Origin of the sequence: Streptomyces sp. MMG1533 (assembly GCF_001279775.1) — a bacterium.
Taxonomy (GTDB): domain Bacteria; phylum Actinomycetota; class Actinomycetes; order Streptomycetales; family Streptomycetaceae; genus Streptomyces.
The window spans coordinates 26653-42397 of the sequence record NZ_LGDG01000002.1 but is presented as its reverse complement, the minus strand read 5'-3'; the positions used below and the strand labels follow the sequence as shown (position 1 = coordinate 42397).

At 69.4% G+C, this 15745-nt stretch carries 17 protein-coding genes; 6 read left to right on the top strand and 11 right to left on the bottom strand.

What is annotated here, in order from left to right:
- Positions 1-238: 238 nt before the first annotated feature.
- The 3 genes from ADK57_RS01560 to ADK57_RS01550 all read right to left on the bottom strand — a co-directional run bounded on the left by ADK57_RS01560 (position 239) and on the right by ADK57_RS01550 (position 2561).
- The gene (locus ADK57_RS01560) at positions 239-1075 is read right to left on the bottom strand and encodes a class II glutamine amidotransferase (protein WP_053747477.1); all 837 of its coding nucleotides are present in this window, start codon (positions 1073-1075) and stop codon (positions 239-241) included.
- 210 nt (positions 1076-1285) lie between these two features.
- Positions 1286-1957, bottom strand: coding sequence for a class F sortase (locus ADK57_RS01555; protein ID WP_053747476.1), 672 nt, complete (start codon positions 1955-1957; stop codon positions 1286-1288).
- Positions 1958-2060: 103 nt separating this feature from the next.
- Positions 2061-2561 carry a hypothetical protein gene (locus ADK57_RS01550; protein ID WP_053747475.1) on the bottom strand — a complete coding sequence of 167 codons (501 nt, stop codon included), beginning with the start codon at positions 2559-2561 and terminating at the stop codon, positions 2061-2063.
- Positions 2562-3433: 872 nt separating this feature from the next.
- Here ADK57_RS01550 and ADK57_RS01545 point away from each other — a divergent pair.
- Positions 3434-3730 (top strand): GYD domain-containing protein, encoded by a 297-nt coding sequence (locus ADK57_RS01545; protein ID WP_053747474.1) that lies wholly within the window; start codon positions 3434-3436, stop codon positions 3728-3730.
- A 311-nt stretch (positions 3731-4041) separates the two neighbouring features.
- On the opposite strand, the gene ADK57_RS01540 is transcribed toward ADK57_RS01545, so the two are convergent.
- From ADK57_RS01540 to ADK57_RS01515, 6 genes are read right to left on the bottom strand one after another with little or no spacing between them, the layout of a single operon-like run.
- On the bottom strand, positions 4042-4542 hold the full coding sequence (locus ADK57_RS01540) for a MarR family winged helix-turn-helix transcriptional regulator (RefSeq protein ID WP_078972880.1): 501 nt from the start codon (positions 4540-4542) through the stop codon (positions 4042-4044).
- Positions 4543-4596: 54 nt separating this feature from the next.
- Complete coding sequence (locus tag ADK57_RS01535) at positions 4597-5634, bottom strand: branched-chain amino acid ABC transporter permease (RefSeq protein WP_053747473.1); 1038 nt, start codon at positions 5632-5634, stop codon at positions 4597-4599.
- Entirely contained in the window at positions 5631-6503 is an 873-nt protein-coding gene (locus ADK57_RS01530; protein ID WP_053747472.1) for a branched-chain amino acid ABC transporter permease, read from the bottom strand. Before ADK57_RS01530 ends, ADK57_RS01535 begins: the two co-directional genes overlap by 4 nt.
- Entirely contained in the window at positions 6500-7255 is a 756-nt protein-coding gene (locus ADK57_RS01525) for an ABC transporter ATP-binding protein (RefSeq protein WP_053747471.1), read from the bottom strand. The genes ADK57_RS01530 and ADK57_RS01525 overlap by 4 nt, the downstream gene beginning before the upstream one ends.
- The gene (locus tag ADK57_RS01520; RefSeq protein WP_199830453.1) at positions 7252-8022 is read right to left on the bottom strand and encodes an ABC transporter ATP-binding protein; all 771 of its coding nucleotides are present in this window, start codon (positions 8020-8022) and stop codon (positions 7252-7254) included. The genes ADK57_RS01525 and ADK57_RS01520 overlap by 4 nt, the downstream gene beginning before the upstream one ends.
- 4 nt (positions 8023-8026) lie before the next feature.
- Complete coding sequence (locus ADK57_RS01515) at positions 8027-9355, bottom strand: ABC transporter substrate-binding protein (protein ID WP_053747470.1); 1329 nt, start codon at positions 9353-9355, stop codon at positions 8027-8029.
- A gap of 572 nt (positions 9356-9927) precedes the next feature.
- Here ADK57_RS01515 and ADK57_RS01510 point away from each other — a divergent pair.
- The 3 genes from ADK57_RS01510 (at position 9928) to ADK57_RS48695 (ending at position 12126) form a co-directional block, all read left to right on the top strand.
- Positions 9928-11346: an ATP-binding protein gene (locus ADK57_RS01510; RefSeq protein ID WP_053747469.1), complete on the top strand. Its 1419-nt coding sequence runs from the start codon at positions 9928-9930 to the stop codon at positions 11344-11346.
- Between the two features lie 156 nt (positions 11347-11502).
- A complete protein-coding gene (locus ADK57_RS51915) occupies positions 11503-11628 on the top strand; it encodes a hypothetical protein (protein WP_267890750.1) in 126 nt (41 codons plus the stop codon).
- 276 nt (positions 11629-11904) lie between these two features.
- Positions 11905-12126, top strand: a complete 222-nt coding sequence (locus tag ADK57_RS48695) for a BON domain-containing protein (RefSeq protein WP_053747468.1) — start codon at positions 11905-11907, stop codon at positions 12124-12126.
- 147 nt (positions 12127-12273) lie between these two features.
- Here ADK57_RS48695 and ADK57_RS01500 read toward each other — a convergent pair whose 3' ends face one another.
- Positions 12274-12804, bottom strand: coding sequence for an HPP family protein (locus ADK57_RS01500; protein WP_053747467.1), 531 nt, complete (start codon positions 12802-12804; stop codon positions 12274-12276).
- A gap of 503 nt (positions 12805-13307) precedes the next feature.
- Here ADK57_RS01500 and ADK57_RS01495 point away from each other — a divergent pair.
- Complete coding sequence (locus ADK57_RS01495) at positions 13308-14333, top strand: 6-phosphofructokinase (RefSeq protein ID WP_053747466.1); 1026 nt, start codon at positions 13308-13310, stop codon at positions 14331-14333.
- Positions 14334-14488: 155 nt separating this feature from the next.
- Here the strand turns inward: ADK57_RS01495 and ADK57_RS01490 are convergent, their stop codons facing one another.
- The gene (locus ADK57_RS01490) at positions 14489-15376 is read right to left on the bottom strand and encodes a universal stress protein (protein ID WP_053747465.1); all 888 of its coding nucleotides are present in this window, start codon (positions 15374-15376) and stop codon (positions 14489-14491) included.
- Between the two features lie 147 nt (positions 15377-15523).
- On the opposite strand from ADK57_RS01490, the gene ADK57_RS01485 reads away from it, so the two are divergent.
- Positions 15524-15718: a hypothetical protein gene (locus ADK57_RS01485; protein WP_159049991.1), complete on the top strand. Its 195-nt coding sequence runs from the start codon at positions 15524-15526 to the stop codon at positions 15716-15718.
- Positions 15719-15745 lie beyond the last annotated feature (27 nt).

The window sequence follows — 15745 nt, the reverse complement described above, 5'->3', positions numbered from 1 at the left end:
CGTATGCCCTCCTGGTGAGTTTCGAGCCCGAGGGGGTGTGAGGCGGAAAGAACCGAGTTCCGCAGATGAGTTCCGCAAATGCGTTCCGCAAATGGGGGGTCTCCCCTCAACCGTAGAACCCATCCGGGCCTCGCGCACGGCGCGCCCAGGCCAGGGCGCAGCAGCACGGGCACCAGCAGGAGCAAGGGGTCACGACCGACGACCGCCGACGCGACCTGGTCCGCGATCTGCTGACGTGTCATGCCGGTTGTGGGGCGAAGGAATACAACTCGTCGGCTCCGGCATGTACGACGCCGTAGCTGCTCTCGGGCACCTCGTTCCAGGCACCCGGCAGATCACCGAGGGGTTCGGACACGATGAGGCGGGTCTCGTCGGACACTTCCTCCAGGAACGCCATATCGGGGTGCAGTTTGCGCAGGGTGTCCACGCGGGTGCTGTAGAACAACGACCGGGAAGCGCCCTGGCTCGAGTACCGGAAGGCCCATAGGCGTTCGCCGTCGGTCACGGCGATCGTCATCTGGACCGGGAACTCCACACCGTGGTCGCGGCCGCTGCGCTCCACCACTCCCACCATCCGGGCCACGGCACCCGGCGGGTCCTGGTCCAGGCCGAAGGTGACGGCCAGGTAGAACATCATCTCCGAGTCCGTCGTTCCTTCGATGTCGGAGAACAGCTCAGGGTCCACAAGCAGGGACAACTCGCGGCGTATGAGGTGGAAACCTGTGATGGCACCGTTGTGCATCCACATCCAACGGCCGTGCCGGAACGGGTGGCAATTCGTCTGCTGCACCGCCGTGCCGGTCGACGCCCGTATGTGGGCGAAGAACAACGGGGAGCGGACATGATCCGCGATCTCCCTCAGGTTGCGGTTGTTCCAGGCGGGGCCGATGTCCTTGAGCAAGGCTGGGGTGTCGATGCTTTCCTGCGCGTACCACCCGACGCCGAAACCGTCGCCGTTCGTCGTCTCGACACCCAGTTTGGAGTGGAGGCTCTGATCGATCAGCGAGTGGGCAGGTTTGTAGAGGATGGTGTCGAGCAGCAGGGGCGTTCCCGAGTAAGCGAGCCATCGGCACATGAGCCATCACCTGTGTTCCTACCTGCACCCGCGGGAGATACCTTGATGTCCCGCTCGCGGATTCCGGAGCCTTCAAGTCCGCTGATCGGGTGGCTCCTGTCCGGCTGATCCCATTTTCGCCTCCCTCGCCGCGCATCGCCATGCGGGCACGGATCGGACGGCCACGGGCACGGCGGGTCGGGGCATGACGAACAGGCTGGTTCGGTGTGGTCACGTCACCGCGGTCAGCGTCGCGTAGACCACGACATTGCCCTGGTAGCCAGTCTCTTCGGCGTATTCACCCCCACAGGTGATCACGCGTAGTTCGGGCCGGTCGGAACTGCCATAGACCTTCTCGTCCGGAAACGCCTCCTTGGCGTAGAGCTCCACGGCGTCGACCGTGAAGACTGCTGTTCGCCGGTCTGCCCGGGTGATCTCGATGGTGTCGCCCTTGGCCAGTGCCCCGAGCCGGTAGAAAACCCCGGGGCCTTGCTGCGTGTCGACATGTCCCGTCGTGACGGCTGTCCCCACTGAGCCGGGAGTCGTGCCGTCGCCGTACCACCCGGCAAAGGCCGGCATGTCTGCCGATGGTGGGCGCAGTGCCCCTGTCTCGTCGAGGGTCAGTTCCGTCATCGGGGCATTCACGCCGATGGCGGGGACCCGCAGCTGGACCGGATCAGACGGGGGCAGCGCCGACACGGAGGGGTAGTGGGCCGAGGCGGTGTTGCTGGGACCGGGCCGTGGGGAGGAGGAGAAGGACTGCACGGTCGAAGGTTGCGGAGGCTGTCCGCCCCGGAGCGCCGTGATCACCAGCATCAAGCCCGTCAGCAGGGTGCAGGCGAGAATCTTGGTGGAGGAGGTGAACAGGGGAGAAGGTTCGACGGGCTCGTCGCCGGGTGCCATCGCTCTGGCGCCTCCGCTTCGCGGCCGAAATGAGTGAAGACGGGGTGCGACCCGAGCCCCCGGACCGACACGGGCCGGGGGGCTGGGCCGATGGAGCAGAGCGTCAGGTGCGGGCACCGGCCGGGCGGCGGCGCATCTTGATCGCGCCTCCGGCGGCGGCTCCGGCGAGCAGCACCGCTCCTAGGGCAAGCTGTGTGCCCTTGTCGTCGGCCGCTCCGAACCCAGCATCGACCGCTCCGCTGGGGTTGCCGTTGCCGACCATGAACGTGCCCGTGACTTTGACTCGGGGCGGGCACTTCAGGGTGACGGTGTAACTACCGGGCTCGGTTCCGGTCGGCACCTGGAATTCGCCGGCCAGTACGCCCTGGCGGTCGCCTGGGAAGAGGTGGAACTTGCCTCCTGCCTCAGACTCGCCCTTCCCATAGGTCTCCGAGCCACAGGCTGTGGTGCTGACGCTGACGGTTGAGCCTGGGGCGGCGTGTCTCGTGCTGATGTGGATACCTGAATCACTGGCGGGGCCGCTCGCGGCTGCTGCGGCTGGGCTCGACAGTCCGACGGCACCGAGAACCAGACCGATGCCGGCGCCTGCACACTTGATACGCATGAAGTTCCTCCGAGGAAGCAGTGGCCGGCCGGGATGCGCGGCACCGTTGTTGTGCTTCGCTTATGAGAAGACCGACAGACCGTCAGATCTGCAACACGACATACGGACGGATGGGTCACCCGGCCACACCCGGCGACCGCACTCCTTTGATCATTTACACAGGTGAGCGGCCCTGAGGGCGAGATGGGAAGAATTCACCGCACAGGTGACGAAGGGTCAGCTCGTCCGGCCCCTTGGGTGATCTTGAAAAGCGCAGGGCGCCTGGGGCTGCCTCTGCCGTGGTTCATCCTCTTGCGCGGTGAGTCGCCGTGAAGAGGGTGGGTCGGTTGATTCCCGCTTTCATGTGTGCCGTCCGTGTTCCGCATGAATGCCTTCCTGACGAGACGTCAACTGCTCGTGCAGTGGGCTGGATGCGGTGCTGGTCAGGCGGCCCGACGGGTCATACCCAGGTCTGACCCTGCAGTTCAGTTCCTGGTCCGACGCCCCACGGGGACGGCGAAGGCATCGTCGTCGTCGGTATGACGAACCCGACGACGTCCATGGCCACCCCGGTCACACCGATCGGCGCCCGACTGCGTGGCGCGCTTTGCACTGGCCCGCCGTGGCCGTGGTGGCCGCACGGATCGGGGCGTGCAGCGCCGGTTGGGGACTGTGGGGCGGGGTGTTGGTCATGTTCGGACTGTTCGTCCGCGCCTTCCACGCCGGGGTGGACCATCTGGCCTTTCAGTGGCGCCTCTGTTGGCGAAGTGCATCTCGACTGGTCCCACTGTGATTGCCCGTATTGCTCATTCGGGTGCGCATGTTCTGCATGTTTCGGCGGTTATGCCGAGGATTGGCCTTGCGATGTGTTCCCTCATGAAGGTGAAAAGGCCATGCCGACGTATGTCACGTTGCTGAACTGGACCGATCAAGGGATCCGGAACTACAAGGACACCGCGAAGCGTGCCGAGGCCTTCGCCTCGGGGGTACAGAAGCTCGGGGCGAAGCTCCTGAACATCTACTGGACCGTCGGTCCGTACGACCTGGTGGCCGTTGTCGAAGCGCCCGACGACGAGATCGCCACCGCGGCGCTCCTGCAGCTCGGCGGAGTGGGCAACGTCCGTACCACGACCCTGCGGGCCTTTGGTCAAGAGGAGATGGACCGCATCATCGCCAAGGCCGCCGGCTGAGGCACGTCAGACCTGGCGACCAAGGGCCCCGAACCATGATCGGTCCGGGGCCTTCCTGCTGGTGCCTCCGGCAGGATTCGAACCTGCGAGCCCTGTCCAGCGGCGCGATCCGCTGCAGCCGGGGAACGCGACTTCGGGGCGCCCGGGCCTTCCAGAACTGCCGGCGTGCGCCGTCCCGGGCTCCCGCGGCGGCGAGATCCACACCCGCTTCACGTCCTGCGCTCGCAGATTCTCAACAGTCGCCGAAGTTCCGGGACCGCTGATGCGCGGGAGCGGGGCGGGCCGGGGCGGCGGCCCGCCGATCCGCGTCGTCAGCCGTGGTGCCACCCCGTCAAGGAGGCGAGCCCGTCCTCCAGGCCCTGGCGGAAATCGGACCGCCGTTTCTCCGGTATGTCGAGCAGCAACCGGTCCTCCAGCCTCTGCACCGCCGGCGCGCACGCCGCCAGCAGGTCCTCCCCCTCCCGCGTCAGCCGGGCCTCCATGACCCGCCGGTTTCCCGGGGCATGGGCGCGCTCGAGCAGCCCACGCTCCTCCAGCGCACGCACGATCTCGTGCATCGTCTGGGGTCTGACGAAGGAGCGGCGGGCCAACTGGGCGGAGGACAGCCTGCCTCGGTGCTGAAGCACGGTCAGGGCCGTGTACTGGAACGTCGTGAGCCCGTACGGCCGCAGGGCCTCGTCCATGAAGGAGCGGATGGCCAGTTCGAGTTGCTTGACGAGATAGATCGTCAGCGGGCCTTTGTGGCCCTCGGGGTCCGGATCGGGATCCGCACCCGGACCCGGAGTGGGGTCCCGATCGGCTGCCTCCGCCATCGTTCGCACCTCTTGGTCGGTCGTCGGGGAGGCCGGGCGAGGCCGTCGTCGAGGTCACCCGACCGGCGACTTCACCCGATAGCCGACAGGTAGTAGTTCCAGGTCACGTCGGCGAGCCACGGTACCCCACAGCCCATGGGGCATCCACAGCGTCATCCCGATGGCGAGGGTGCCGAGCCCGATCAGGTACCAGGTGCCTCCGGTGTCCCCGAACCAGTCCTGCACCAGGAAGAACACGATCGCTCCGATGATCGGTCCCTCGAAGGTGCCGAGGCCGCCGATGACCACCATGAAGATCATGTACGCGGACCAGTGGACCCCGAAGATGGAGTCCGGCTGCACCCGCAGGGTGCTCGCGAGGGTGAGTCCACCGGCCGCGGCACCGCCCACCGCCGCCAGGACGAAGACCAGCCGTTTCGCCGAGGTGACCCGTACCCCGACGGACGCCGCGCCCACCGGGTCGTCGCGGATCGCCTCCAGCGAAGCCCCCAGCCTGCTGCGCAGCAGCACGAACACGGCCAGCAGCAGCACGCTCATCAGCGCGAGGGCGAGCCAGTACACCTGGGCCTGCCGCACCGCCGGATCGGTGGCCGACAGATCGGTGAGCGAGCGGCCGGAACCGCCGCCCAGCGAAGGCGTGTTCACCACGACCAGCCGGAAGAACTCCGCGATCGCCCACATGCCGATGGCGAACTGCCCACCGGTGAGCCGGAACGCGAGCAGCGAGGTGGGTACGGCGACGGCACCCGCGAGCAGGGCTGCCAGGACGACCGCGAGAAAGGGGCTGACGCCTCGGTCGACGAAGAGGAAGACTCCGTACGCGCCTAGGCCGATGAAGCCCTGCTGGCCGACGGAGACCAGACCGGCGTAGCCCGCCAGCGCGTTCCACATGGCCGCGACGATGACGAGGACGAACAGGGCCGTCAGCTTCGCGGTCGCCTCGGGTGTGAAGACGAAGGGCGCGAACGCCAGGGCGAGCAGCAGGGCGGCCAGGGCACCGGACGCCGTACGGGAGACGGAGGTCCACCGGTGGATGGTGGCGGTGGCGGGGGTCGTCGGTGATGCGGTGGTCACCGGTGATGCGGTGGTCATGTGCGGCTCCTTCTCATGCCGAGCAGTCCCTGCGGACGGAAGGCCAGAACCGCGAGGAACACCGCGTGTCCGGCCACGATGGAGAAGCGCGGATCCACCTGCGCGCCGACCGTCTGGGCGACGCCGAGGACCATGCCCCCGACGAGCGTCCCCCACAGCGAACCGAGCCCTCCGATCACGACGACCTCGAAGGCGAACAGCAGCTGGGTCGGCCCCATGGACGGGCTGAACGACGACCGCATCGCGAAGAACGCTCCCGCCAGACCCGCGGTGGCGACGGCGATGGCGGCGGCCCAGGCGTACACCCGGCGGCTGTCGATCCCGACCAGCTCGGCGGTGTCCGCGTCGGCGGCGGTGGCGCGGATCGCCCGGCCGATGCCCGTACGGGCCAGCATCAGCTGGAGCCCGCCGAGCAGCGCGACCGCCACCGCCACGGTGAGCAGGCCGAGATACGGGATGCTCACCGACGACCCGAGCTGGAGACCGGACGTGGACAGCGAACCGACGTCCAGGGAGCGGGAGTCGGCGCTGAAGATCTCCAGCAGCACGTTCTGCAGCACGATCGCGAGGCCGAAGGTGGCCAGCATCGACGACATCTCGCCGGTGCGCAGCGCCCTGCTGAGGATGCCCCGCTGCAACGCCACTCCGACCAGGCCCATCACGGGCAGGACCAGCAGTACCGCGAAGAACGGGCTGATGCCGACGGCGGCTGCCACCACCGCGACCAGGAACGCGCCGAGGACCGCGAGGTCGCCGTGGCTCAGGTTGACGGTCCGCATGACGCCGAACATCAGGGAAAGGCCGCAGGCGAAGAGCGCGTAGACACCGCCGAGCATGACGCCCTGCACGATGGCGTTGATCCAGTTCATGCCGGCTCCTCCTGCACGATTGCGGCGGTGGCGCGGTCCGGGGCCGCAGCCCGGCTCAGCCCGAAGTACGCCTCGACGACCTGTTCGCGGGTGACCTCGTCGGCGGGTTCGTCCAGGACGACGCGGCCTTCGAGCATGCACAGCACGCGCCTGGCCACCCCCAGGGCGCGGCCGAGGTCCTGCTCCACCAGCAGCACGGTCGTTCCGCCGGAGAGGATGGTGCCGAGCGAGTCGTAGAGGGTGTCGACCACGATGGGCGCGAGGCCCAGCGAGACCTCGTCGAGCAGCAGCAGCCGGGGGTTGGTCATCAGCGCCCTGCCGATGGCCACGGCCTGCTGCTCGCCGCCCGAGAGGTTGCCGGCGCGCCGCTTCAGCAGCCCGTCGAGCAGCGGGAAGGCGGCCACGACGGCTGCCAGGTCCCACGGTCCGTGGCGCCGTACCCGGGACGCGACCAGCAGGTTCTCCTCCACGGTGAGGTCGGCGAAGAGCCGTCGCCCCTCGGGGACCAGCGCTATCCCGGCCGCGACACGGTCGTGGGCCTGCTGGGCCGTCACATTCACACCGTCCAGGCCGATACGGCCCTCGGCCGGCCGGTGTGCTCCGGCGACGGCACGCATCAGGGTGGACTTTCCGGCACCGTTGGCCCCGACCACCGCCACGACCTCGCCCTCGTCCACGGCGAAGGAGACTTCGCGGACGGCGTGCAGCAGACCGTGCCGTACTTCGAGATTCTCGACCGTCAGCAGACTCATGCCGCGCTCCCCAGGTAGGCCTCGACGACCCGGGGATCGGACATGACGGCGTCCGGTTCGCCCTCGGCCAGGACCCGGCCCTGCGCGAGACAGACCAGCCGGTCGATCACCCGCAGAAGCGCGTGGATGACGTGCTCGATCCAGACGATGGCGATGCCGTCGGCGCGCAACTGCTGGATGGTGGCGATCAGTTCGTCCGTCTCGGCGTCGGTGAGACCACCCGCGATCTCGTCCAGCAGCAGCACCTGCGGATCGGTCGCCAGCGCCCGCGCCATCTCCAGCCGCTTGCGCTCCAGCAGGGTGAGCGCGGCCGCGGGCCGGTTGGCCTGGCCGAGCATGCCGCAGCGCTCCAGCACACCGAGGGCGTGCTGCTGTGCGGCCCCACGCCGGTGCGATCCGCCCTGCACCGACGCGACCAGCACGTTCTCGTAGGCCGTCATGCCGGTGAAGGGGCGCGGCACCTGATGGGAGCGCCCGATGCCGCCGCGGCAGCGCCGGTCGACCTTCCAGCGGGTCACGTCCTGACCCTGGAAGGTGACACTGCCCTCGGAGGGTGCCTGGGCGCCGGAGAGGATGTCGAGCAGGGTCGTCTTTCCGGCGCCGTTCGGCCCGACGATGCCCAGGGCCTCGCCGGGGGAGAGGGCGATGTCGATGCCTTCGAGGACGACCAGGCTGCCGAAGCGTCGGTGAATGCCGTTCGCCGCGAGCACCGGCGGGGCCGGGGCCGCCGCCGAGGCGGCCTCCCCTGTCCCCACGGTGTCGGTCACCGGCTCAGCGGAGGGGCTCAAGTTCGCCTCCGAGCGGGATGTCGCCGAAGGCGCCGTTGTCGACGATGACCGGCTCGACGGCGAACTTGCTGCCCCCCGTGGCCTTGCGCCACTGCCCCATGACCAGCGGCTCCGTGGACACGTTCTTCACCGGCCCGGACGTGAAGTCCAGCGGCCCGGCGACGGTGGTGAGCTTGGCCTTGCCGAGGGCGGCAGCCAGTTCCCCCCGGTCCTTGGGGTCGGAGGTCGCCTTCAGCGCGTGGACCGCGACCTCGAAGAGCGCCATGTTGGACCCGATGACCTGGTTCCACTGCTTGCCCGTCGACTTCTCGTAGTCGTCGGCCAGTTGCCCGGCGGTCTGGTCGGTGAGGGTGGAGGTGTACGGGAACTGGGGCGACCACCAGAAGCCGGCGCTGAGGCCGTGTCCGAGCGAGCCGAGCGCCTCGACCTGGGAGGGGAGGAGACCGGTCTTGGCGATGGACGCGATGCGCGGCCGGTATCCCTGCTGCCGGGCCTGCTTCCAGAAAGTGGCGAAGTCGGGCGGCAGCGGGAAGGTGTTGAAGATCTCCGCGTCCGCCTTCTTGAACGCGGCGATCTGCGCCGAGTAGTCGTTCGTCCCGTCCTCGTACGCCCCGGGGTCGACGATCCTGAACCCGCTCTTCTTCAGCTGCGGCCCGAGCCCCTGCCGGATCGCCTTGCCGTCGGGGTCGTTGGGCCACATGACGCCGACCCGCCGGTTGGTCTCCACCCCGCCCTTCGTCCACAGGGAGGTGTACGCGGCATGGATCTCCGCGACGCCGATGAAGAAGTGGTAGGTGTACGTGAAGGGCTTCTCGGGGGTGGCCCCGCGGCCGAAGTACCAGGCCTCCCACGGCACGGCGGTCGACAGACAGGGGATCTTGGCCGCCTCGCACGCGTCGGCGACGGGGTTGACCGTCTCCGGGGTGGAGGTGACGAGCATCAGGTCGATCTTCTCGCTGTTGATCAGGTCGGCCGCGACCTGCGCGGCGGTCTGCGGATTCGACTGACTGTCGCGGTCGATGATCTCGACGGAGTACTTCTTGCCGCCGATCCGCAGCCCGTCCTTGAAGGTGGCGCGCAGCTTCTTCATCAGGAACGCGTTCGGCTCGCCGAAGCCCGCGGCCGGGCCCGTGCTGGGCGAGACGTAGCCGATCCGGAGCACCGCGTCGGTCTGTGCCGCGGACTCCTTGATGCCGCCGCAGGCGGTCAGCAGACCGCCTGCGGTGAACAGACCGGCGGCTCCGGCCGTCCCCCGAAGAATGGATCTTCGGGACAAATTGCCGTTCGCGGGTGTGCTGATGGGTGCGCTCATGAATGCCTCCGGGCACGTCGAGGGAGCGGAGCTGAGGGTGGTGAAGCTGCTGGGGAAGCCGGAACGGGCGGCTGAAGCCGCTGGGGGGAAGCCGGAGCCGGCAGCAGAAGAGGTGGCGGGTTCCTTCGCGTCCCGGTAGGGCCGAGCAGCATGCTCGATATCAGGAACCCTGATGATGCCCACGATGATGCATGCGCCGACGCCGGATGACAAGGGCGTTGCCGAGACGTATCGGGCGCCCTCTTCGACTGTCGCCCGCCCGGCGCCTCGGAGGGGGAGAGGTTGTCGCGACGCCCTTGACGCGGCCCGCTCGGCAGGCGTAGTCATTTCGCAGGTTTCCTGACATAGGGGCGGGCTGGACCGCGGTGCGCTCGCGCGCCGCTCACGCATTCGGCGGCCTTGGTGCCCAATGGCGGACCGTGCTGCGGCGCCGAAGGCTGATCTCCTCCCGTCCCGTGGATGTACCGGGGCAGGCGGCATCCTTCTGAGCCGACATGTCACTAACGCTGATGTTACTAACTGTGATGTTAGTGTCTGTGAGGGTGGCAGGTAGCGTTCTGGAAGGCGGCGGCATGGCAGATTTCGTGGGCAGGCGGAACGAGCTCGAGACGCTGGATCGCGAGCTGGGCAAGGTGACGGCCGGGGTCGGTGGGGAGCGGCCCGGGCGGTGCGTGATGCTTCGAGGGCGCCGCCGCGTGGGCAAGTCGCGGCTGGTGGAGCGGTTCGCCGAGAGGTCCGGTGTGCCGTTCCTCTTTTATGCCGCCACAGGGGCGTCGCCGGGGGCGGATCTGGAGCGGCTCAGCCAGGATGCGCGGTCATCCAGCCTTCCGCTGGCGAATCTGCTGTCCGCGGCCCGCCCGGCGAGTTGGGATGCCGCCTTCGATGTGCTGGCGGCGGCACTCCCGCACGATCGGGTGAGCGTGGTGGTCATGGACGAGGTGCCCTATTTGATGGATGCGGATGGCGCCTTCGAGGGCATGCTTCAGCGGGCCTGGGACCGAGTGCTGGAGACGAAGCCCGTGCTGCTGGTTCTCATCGGCTCCGACCTGTCGATGATGGAGGCACTGAACAGCTACGGACGCCCGTTCCACCAGCGCGGACGGGAGATGGTGCTGGGTCCGCTCAACCCGGCGGAGGTGGGCGGGATGCTCGGCCTCGATCCCGCCTCGGCCTTCGACGCGGCCTTGATCACCGGTGGGCTGCCGCTGATCTGTGCGGAGTGGCCGCACGGCGCCGGGATGTGGGAGTTCCTGCAGGCGGCACTCAGCGATCCGGTCTCGGCCCTGCTGGTGTCGGCGGAGCGCTCGCTCGCCGCGGAGTTCCCCCAGCAGGTCCAAGCCCGCACCGTCCTCGCGGCGATCGGCAGCGGTGAGCGGACGTTCTCCAACATTGCCCGCGCCGCCGGCGGGATCGGGGCGACCCCGCTGCAGCGGTCGCTGGGGATCCTGGCGGACAAGCGGGTGATCGCGGCGGAGCTTCCCGTGTCCACGCGGCCTTCGAAGGATCGTCGCTACAGGGTCGCTGATCCCTACCTCCGCTTCTGGCTGAAGCTCCTGGGTCCGGCGATGGAGGAGATCGAGCGGGGCCGGGGTGACCTGACGCTGCGGCGCATCCGCGAAAACTGGACCAGCTGGCGTGGCAGGGCCGTTGAACCCCTGGTGCGCGAGGCGCTGGCACGGCTGCTGCCCGACGCGAACCTCCCCGCCGCCCCCGCCATCGGCGGTTACTGGACCCGTACCAACGACGTGGAGATCGACGTCGTGGGCGCGGACCGCGCGCCGATCGCCAAGGAGCTGTTGTTCGTCGGCTCGGTGAAGTGGCTGGAGAACTCCCCGTTCGACCGGCACGACCTCGCGGCGCTGCACCGGCACCGCGCCGCGCTCACGCCTGCTCCCGTGCCTGTGATCGCGCTCTCGCGCAGCGGCACCGACTGCGCGGGGCTCGACGCCGCGTACGGCCCGGCGGAACTCCTCGCGGCGTGGTCCTCCTGAGCGCGCCGGGATACATGTCGGGCCGGAGGCGTACGGACTGCCGGCATTCGGGTCGGGTCAGGCCGGCCGGGCCGGGGACGACGGCCGCCGTTGACGAGCGCCGGTCGTCGGCCCTCGTACACGGGCCGAAGCGACGACTGCGGCGAGGTCGCCGCCGTGAGCCTCCGCCCCCGGCGGCGGCTGGAGAAGCCCATCACCCTGGTCGGCCGCCGCATCGAAGCCCAGACGCCGCGCGAACGCCTCCTCGCTGCGCGCCAGTGCACGACGCAGCCCCTACCGTAGATCCGCGTGACCCGCGGACGCGGTTGTCTTGCCGGCCTCGTTCGGGACCGGCGGCTTCCGGCTTGCCACGCCCCGATCTACGAGCGGCCGGCAATCGTCGCAGTGCGCCACATGAGCGATACGGCGCCTTGTGACATGGCCCGCCCAGGTGACGGCCCGCGGTCACAGACCATCACGCCGCCCAGGGGCAGTACGCATCAGCCAGGTCACCGTTCGGCTGACGTCCGAGAGCGAGACGATTCCGACGAGCCTGCCGTCATCCACGACCAGGACCCGGTGCTCGGCGCCCGGCTGCATGCGCGGCAGCTCACCCGCACCCTCGGCCTGTCTCCCGGCGAGGTCAGCGTCCAGGTCAGCGACGGCCGGGTGACACTCAGCGGCACGGTGCCACAGGAGAGCCTCATCCCCATCGCGGTACGCCTGTCCGAGAGCGTCGACGGTGTCGTCGACGTCACGAATCACCTCCGGCCCGCGCCCGACCTGGCACCTGACATCTGACATCTGGCACCTGGCACCTGACACCGCAGCCGGTGGGCCACGGCGCTGGCCCCCTTCCGTGCCGAGGGGCCGCCGGGTGTTCGAGGCCGGCTTCTACACGGACTGACGTCCGGATGTCACCTCGGTGAACGTCGAAGTGGTGGTCGGTCAGGGCACCGCCGTTCCACGGTAGCCCCGCCGAGGCGGGAGCCCGGGCAGCACTGTGGGCGGGGCCTGCGGCTGCGTTTCGGCGGGTTCCCTCCGCACCGGACGACCGGAGAGGGCCGCGACGACGTCGAACGCCGTCAGTACCCCGGCGAGACGCCCGTCTTCCCCCAGCACCGGGAGCGCGTCGACTTCGGTACAGCTCATGAGGTCGGCCGCATGGCGTACGGTCTGCTCCGCGTGGACGAGCGCCGGCCTGTGGCCGGGCAGGAGGTCGCCCACACGCAGGCCGGACAGCGAGGAGGCCGGTGCCGCACAGGCGACCGCCACGTCGGCCCTGTCCAGCAGGCCCGCACAGCGGCCGTCCGGACGTACGACCGGAAGATGACGGGAGCCGGACCGCTCCATCAACTCCCAGGCCACGAGCACGGTTTCGTCGACAGCGACCGTGACCACAGCGGTGCGCATCACGACGGCGACCGTCCGTGCCAGAACCTCCTGCTCATCGTGGACCGTCCTCGGCTGCTGCTCCATGGCCGTCTCCTTCCTCGTCCGCGGGCGTCGCCGTGGCGTTACGCGGGTGGTGAGCAGTTCGGCCCCAACCTCGGGCGAGGCCGTTCCCGGCGTGCGAAGAAGCGTGGCCCGCAGGTGGGCGCCCCCTTCCAGGATCAACGCCTTCGCCGCCATCGGCAGGATCGAACGCAGCGAGACGAGCCACGTCCGCCTCTGATCACCGCGCAGAGTCATCCGGACGAACCGATCGACGCGGCCCGCACCTGTTCAGCGGGCTCCAGGCCGCCCCGAAGCCGGACAGAACTCCTCACGAGCGAGCCGTTCGGACCAGGCGTCCGTCGAGTGGCCACTGCGGACCGAACGGGGGGAGGCTGGAAGCAGGCGATCCATGTTCCCGGTGGTCCGGTGTTCGCGGTATCCCGGCGTTCTCGGTGTTCCCGGCGTTCCCGGCGTTCCCGGGCAGAGGTCCTGATCGCCGAGAAGGCCGCGACTGCGCGGGCCGTCCAGCGGATGGGAGAAAACCCATGAGGGTCGGAGTACTGACCGGCGGCGGTGACTGCCCCGGCCTCAACGCCGTGATCCGCAGTGTCGTCCGCAAAGGTGTCGACGAATACGCCTTCGACTTCGTCGGGTTGAGGGACGGCTGGCTCGGCTTGCTCCAGGACGATGTCGTACCACTGGACATCGCCGGCGTGCGGGGGATCCTCCCTCGCGGCGGAACCATCCTCGGCTCCTCCCGTACCAACCCGTTCACACACGAGGACGGGTTGCGACGCGTACAGGACACCCTTGCCGCGCACGACGTGGACGCGCTCGTCGTGATCGGCGGCGAGGACACGCTCGGCGTGGCCACCGAACTGAGCCGTCAGGGAATTCCCCTGGTCGGCGTGCCGAAGACCATCGACAACGACGTCTCCGGCACTGACTACACCTTCGGCTTCGACACCGCGGTCGGCATCGCGACCGAGGCCATCGACCGCCTCCACACCACCGCCGAGTCGCACATGCGCGCCCTGGTGGTGGAGGTCATGGGGCGGCACTCCGGGTGGATCGCACTGCACGCCGGCGTCGCGGGCGGCGGCAACGTGATCCTCATCCCGGAGCGGCCCTTCGACATCGATCAGGTCTGTGAGCAGGTGAAGAACAGATTCAAGATCAACTACGCGCCGATCGTCGTGGTGGCCGAGGGGGCCGCCCCGAAAGAGGGCCAGGCGGTCCTCAAGGATCAGTCGCTGGACGAGTTCGGCCATGTGCGGCTGTCCGGCGTCGGCGAGTGGCTGGCTCGGGAGATCTCGGAGCGCACGGGCAAGGATGCCCGCACCACGGTGCTGGGGCACATCCAGCGCGGCGGCACCCCGAGCGCCTTCGACCGCTGGCTGGCCACGCGCTTCGGGCTGCACGCCATCGACGCGGTCAAGGACGGTGACTTCGGCGTCATGGTCGCCCTGCAGAGCACCCGGATCGTCCGCGTCCCCCTCGCCGACGCCACGGCGAAGACCAAGCTCGTCGATCCGTCGCTGTACGACGAGTTCGAGGTGTTCTTCGGCTGACCGGCCGCCACCCACCGGATCACTCCCGGCCCGCCACCCACCGGATCACTCCCGGCCCGCCGCCCACCGGATCGCTCCCCGGCCCGCGACCCGCCGTTCGGCCGTTCCGCCGCTCGGCCGTTCCGCCGTTTCCCCGACAGGCCTCTGGACGGCCGTCATCCGGTGTGCGGTACGACCGCCACCGGGCAGCGTGCGTGGTGCAGTACGGCGTGCGTGACCGGGCCCAGTCGGCCTTCGGCCGCCTGGGGATCGGTGCGGCGGCCCACGACAAGCAGGGCCGCTTCCCGGGACGCGTTCAAGAGTGCTCCCGCAGGCTGGAGCAACATGACATCGGTGCGGACCGTCACGCGGGGGTACTTCGCCTGCCAGACGCGCAGCGCGTCCGAGAGCCGCAGAACCTCCTGGTCCTCCCACGTGGCGCGGTCCTCCTCGGTCACCACGAGCGTCCGCGGAGACACCGCCTCCGCAGGAAACGCCCATGCCTGGACCACCCGCAGACCTGCTCCACGTGCCTCAGCGACAGAGAACGCGAAGTCCGCCGCCTCCCCGACCGGGCGATGCGCATCGAACCCCACCACCACCTGGGCAGCGACGCCTTCCGCGCGTATCCCCTCCCCGAAGGGGCTGGGCCGCTGGGGGACCAGGACGACAGGGCACGGGGCTGCTGCCGCCATCCGCAGCGCCACCGAGCCGACCGCGAGACCGTCGAAACCGCCCGTCCCCCGTGTGCCGACGACAAGAAGTCCGGCAGCGCGGGCCGCGGCGAGAAGAGCCGGGGTCGGGGCGTCGTCGGCCTGCTCGCCCTGCACCTCGACATCCGGGTAACGGTCGACCAGGTCGGTGACCATTCGCTCGAGCATGCGCGCACCCATGTGACGCAGCCGGTCCAGGGCCGGGCGGGGCACGACGGTGCCCGGAAGAGACGGAAAGGCATGGAACAGGCGCAGGGGAACGCCGCGCAACTCGGCCTCCCGCGCCGCCCAGTCGGCTGCCGTCGCACTGCGTTCGGACCCGTCGACACCCGCCAGCACAGGGTGACTCATCGTGTCCTCCTTCGCCGGGCCTGTACCTTCACGGACGGCACACCGCCCTGCCTCCCCTTCCACTGTTCCACGCCAGGAGCGCTCTGGCTCCCGGACCGGATGCGGGGCCCGCGACGGTCCTGGCGGGCCCCCATCGTCAGCGCGCAGGTGGGCAGCACCCTCTACGTGATGCGCACGGCCCAGGAGATGGCGGACGTGGTGGTGGGGGAGGGACGGGGCGGTACGCCTTGTGACCTGCGTGCCGACCGTTCTGATCTCTCGCCCCGACTGTGTCCGATGCTTGCCGGTGACGACCGTGGCCTACCGCTGGATCCGGCACGGCTGCGGCGCGCCCGGCTGTGATGCGAGCGGGGGAGCCGCGGAGGTCTG

Coding starts and splice junctions, on each gene's coding strand:
- ADK57_RS01560 (WP_053747477.1), bottom strand. CDS start 1,075: ATGTGCCGATGGCTCGCTTACTCGGGAACGCCCCTGCTGCTCGACACC.
- ADK57_RS01555 (WP_053747476.1), bottom strand. CDS start 1,957: ATGGCACCCGGCGACGAGCCCGTCGAACCTTCTCCCCTGTTCACCTCC.
- ADK57_RS01550 (WP_053747475.1), bottom strand. CDS start 2,561: ATGCGTATCAAGTGTGCAGGCGCCGGCATCGGTCTGGTTCTCGGTGCC.
- ADK57_RS01545 (WP_053747474.1), top strand. CDS start 3,434: ATGCCGACGTATGTCACGTTGCTGAACTGGACCGATCAAGGGATCCGG.
- ADK57_RS01540 (WP_078972880.1), bottom strand. CDS start 4,542: ATGGCGGAGGCAGCCGATCGGGACCCCACTCCGGGTCCGGGTGCGGAT.
- ADK57_RS01535 (WP_053747473.1), bottom strand. CDS start 5,634: ATGACCACCGCATCACCGGTGACCACCGCATCACCGACGACCCCCGCC.
- ADK57_RS01530 (WP_053747472.1), bottom strand. CDS start 6,503: ATGAACTGGATCAACGCCATCGTGCAGGGCGTCATGCTCGGCGGTGTC.
- ADK57_RS01525 (WP_053747471.1), bottom strand. CDS start 7,255: ATGAGTCTGCTGACGGTCGAGAATCTCGAAGTACGGCACGGTCTGCTG.
- ADK57_RS01515 (WP_053747470.1), bottom strand. CDS start 9,355: ATGAGCGCACCCATCAGCACACCCGCGAACGGCAATTTGTCCCGAAGA.
- ADK57_RS01510 (WP_053747469.1), top strand. CDS start 9,928: ATGGCAGATTTCGTGGGCAGGCGGAACGAGCTCGAGACGCTGGATCGC.
- ADK57_RS01500 (WP_053747467.1), bottom strand. CDS start 12,804: ATGGAGCAGCAGCCGAGGACGGTCCACGATGAGCAGGAGGTTCTGGCA.
- ADK57_RS01495 (WP_053747466.1), top strand. CDS start 13,308: ATGAGGGTCGGAGTACTGACCGGCGGCGGTGACTGCCCCGGCCTCAAC.
- ADK57_RS01490 (WP_053747465.1), bottom strand. CDS start 15,376: ATGAGTCACCCTGTGCTGGCGGGTGTCGACGGGTCCGAACGCAGTGCG.